2 tRNA genes and 2 rRNA genes are annotated in these 3674 nt (G+C 49.1%); all 4 read right to left on the bottom strand.

The features are described 5' to 3' along the window. Positions 1-8 precede the first annotated feature (8 nt). Positions 9-120, bottom strand: a 5S ribosomal RNA gene (gene rrf, locus AAE02nite_RS25955). A 182-nt stretch (positions 121-302) separates the two neighbouring features. Continuing rightward, positions 303-3193 (bottom strand): 23S ribosomal RNA (locus tag AAE02nite_RS25960). Positions 3194-3432: 239 nt separating this feature from the next. Further along, positions 3433-3506: transfer RNA gene (locus AAE02nite_RS25965), tRNA-Ala, on the bottom strand. An 86-nt stretch (positions 3507-3592) separates the two neighbouring features. Then, positions 3593-3666 (bottom strand) — tRNA-Ile (locus AAE02nite_RS25970). Positions 3667-3674: the final 8 nt, after the last annotated feature.

The following is a 3674-nucleotide window of genomic DNA, read 5'->3' on the forward strand; positions in this document are numbered from 1 at the left end:
AAAGATGAGGTTGGCGGCTACCTACTCTCCCGCGTGTGACGGCAGTACCATTGGCGCTACGGGGCTTAACTGCTCTGTTCGGAAAGGGAAGAGGTGAACACCCGCGCTATAACCACCATTACTGGCTTGACTGTTTTGGCAGTCAGAAGCTTCGCTGCTGGAAGCTTTGATAATTTAAGTTCTTTGGTTGGCTGGTTAGCTGGTTTATAATTATGATGCAACCATTTAACGCTTCAACCATTTAAGTTGACCACAAAAAGAAGAGAACTATAAAAAAGAAGTAAAAAGTAAACTATTAGCTTTAAGGAAAGCTTACGGGTAATTAGTATGGCTCAGCTTTGCTGTTTCCAGCTTTACACCTGCCACCTATCAACGTTATCATCTTTAACGACCCTTAAAAAGAAATCTCATCTTCAGGTGAGTTTCGCACTTAGATGCTTTCAGCGCTTATCTCTTCCAAGCGTAGCTACCCGGCGCTGCAACTGGCGTCACAACCGGTCCACTAGCGGCTTGTCCAACCCGGTCCTCTCGTACTAAGGTCAGGTCCTGTCAAATTTCTTGCGCCCACAACAGATAGGGACCGAACTGTCTCACGACGTTCTGAACCCAGCTCGCGTGCCACTTTAATCGGCGAACAGCCGAACCCTTGGGACCTTCTCCAGCCCCAGGACGTGACGAGCCGACATCGAGGTGCCAAACCTCCCCGTCGATATGAGCTCTTGGGGGAGATCAGCCTGTTATCCCCGGCGTACCTTTTATCCTTTGAGCGATGGCCCTTCCATGCGGAACCACCGGATCACTATATCCGTCTTTCGACCCTGCTCGGCTTGTCGGCCTCACAGTCAAGCACCCTTCTGCTATTGCACTCTACGCACGGTTACCAAGCGTGCTGAGGGTACCTTTGAAAGCCTCCGTTACTCTTTTGGAGGCGACCACCCCAGTCAAACTACCCACCAAACACTGTCTCCGTTTTCCAGATTAGGCGCCAAGCAACTCAAGGGCCGTATTTCAACGTTGGCTCCACGATGCCTGGCGACACCGCTTCATAGCCTCCGGCCTATCCTACACATGAGTTACCCAGCGTCAATGTTAAGCTATAGTAAAGGTGCACGGGGTCTTTCCGTCCCGTTGCGGGTACTCGGCATCTTCACCGAGACTACAATTTCACCGAGCTCACGGCTGAGACAGCGCCCAGATCGTTACACCATTCGTGCAGGTCGGAACTTACCCGACAAGGAATTTCGCTACCTTAGGACCGTTATAGTTACGGCCGCCGTTTACTGGGGCTTCGATTCAATGCTTCGCCTTGCGGCTAACATCCCCTCTTAACCTTCCAGCACCGGGCAGGTGTCAGACCTTATACTTCATCTTTCGATTTCGCAAAGTCATGTGTTTGTGTTAAACAGTCGCCTGGGCCTTTTCACTGCGGCTTCTGGTATTGCTACCAGGAAGCGCCCCTTCTCCCGAAGTTACAGGGCCATTTTGCCGAGTTCCTTGGCCGTGATTCACTCGAGCGCCTGAGGATGCTCTCCTCGACTACCTGTGTCGGTTTACGGTACGGGTTGTTCTATTCTAAACGCTTAGCGGGTTTTCTTGGAAGTCTGATTAGGACCATTATCCCCTTGGCCGAAGCCGCAGGGTACTATCAGCTTTCATCAAGTCCGGCGGATTTGCCTACCAAACTTATAACTACAGCCTTCAACGTACTATTCCGTCAGTACGCAGGTCTTTCACTACTCCGTCACCACATCACTAAATAAAACAAGTACGGGAATATTAACCCGTTATCCATCGACTTAACCTTTCGGTGTTGCCTTAGGACCCGACTAACCCTGAACCGATTAGCGTTGTTCAGGAAACCTTAGTCTTGCGGCGGGCAGGTTTCTCACCTGCCTTATCGTTACTTATGCCTACATTTGCTTTTCTCTCCGCTCCAGCATCCATTACCAGATACCTTCTTCGCCAAGAGAATGCTCCCCTACCACAGTATTACTACTATCCATAGCTTCGGTAGTATGCTTGATGCCCGATTATTATCGATGCCCTGTCGCTCGACCAGTGAGCTGTTACGCACTCTTTAAATGAATGGCTGCTTCCAAGCCAACATCCTGGCTGTCAAAGCAACTGGACCTCCTTTGTTCAACTTAGCATACATTTAGGGACCTTAGCTGATGGTCTGGGTTCTTTCCCTCTCGGCCCTGGACCTTAGCACCCAGAGCCTCACTGCCGTGTATATTTACTAGCATTCGGAGTTCGTCAGGATTCGGTAGGATGTGACTCCCCCTAGTCCTATCGGTAGCTCTACCTCTAGTAAACTCCACCACGACGCTGTTCCTAAAAACATTTCGGGGAGTACGAGCTATTTCTCAGTTTGATTGGCCTTTCACCCCTACCCTCAACTCATCCAAATCCTTTTCAACGGAAACTGGTTCGGTCCTCCATGTGGTGTTACCCACACTTCAACCTGGTCAAGGGTAGATCACAAAGTTTCGCGTCTACCCCCTCTGACTATGCGCCCTGTTCAGACTCGCTTTCGCTGCGGCTCCCTGCTTCAAAACAGTTAACCTTGCCAGAGAGGCGTAACTCGTAGGCTCATTATGCAAAAGGCACGCCGTCACCACACTAGATGGCTCCGACCGCTTGTAAGCGTATGGTTTCAGGTTCTATTGCACTCCTTTATGCAAGGTTCTTTTCACCTTTCCCTCACGGTACTGGTTCACTATCGGTCTCTCAAAAGTATTTAGCCTTACCGGATGGTACCGGCAGATTCAGACGGGATTTCGCTGGTCCCGCCCTACTCAGGATACCACTATGCTCTAAAAGCTTACGCTGACGGGGCTATCACCCTCTCTGGCCTACCTTCCCAGGTAATTTAGCTTCAATTTTAGATACAATATCGTGGTCCTACAACCCCAGTATTGCCGTAACAAAACTGGTTTGGGCTCTTCCCCGTTCGCTCGCCACTACTTAGGGAATCATTCTTATTTTCTCTTCCTCCGGGTACTTAGATGTTTCAGTTCTCCGGGTTTGCTCCCTTTGCAGGGTGACTGGTCTTCAACCAGCCGGGTTGCCCCATTCGGAAATCTGCGGATTAACTCGTATGTGCCAATCCCCGCAGCTTATCGCAGCTTATCACGTCCTTCTTCGCCTTTGAGAGCCTAGGCATCCCCCATACGCTCTTAGTAACTTTCTTTAAATATAGTTTACTCTTTACCTATAGTCTATCGCTAGACCAAAAGTACTATCACTAGTACTCTTCTTCTTATTATGCTCTCTTCTTCTCGTATGTCAAAGAACTTTGTTAGACACTAGATACAAGACATAAGATGTTAGACATCTACTGACTCTTAAATCGGTGCTAAGTAGGTGTAAAGACCTGCTGTCTTTACTGGTATTGTTTTCTCTAGTGGAGAATACCTTGTTTTTCTCTAGTGGAGAATAACGGAGTCGAACCGTTGACCTCCTGCGTGCAAAGCAGGCGCTCTAGCCAGCTGAGCTAATCCCCCGGCTTTTAGAGTTATACGTGCTAAGTCTTACGTGTTAAGTGCTCTTCACTTATTACTTACTACTTATTACTTACAACTTCCAAGTGTGGGCCTGCCTGGACTCGAACCAGGGACCTCTACATTATCAGTGTAGCGCTCTAACCACCTGAGCTACAAGCCCGCTTTTAA

The sequence above is a fragment of the Adhaeribacter aerolatus genome, from assembly GCF_007991635.1.
GTDB lineage: Bacteria > Bacteroidota > Bacteroidia > Cytophagales > Hymenobacteraceae > Adhaeribacter > Adhaeribacter aerolatus.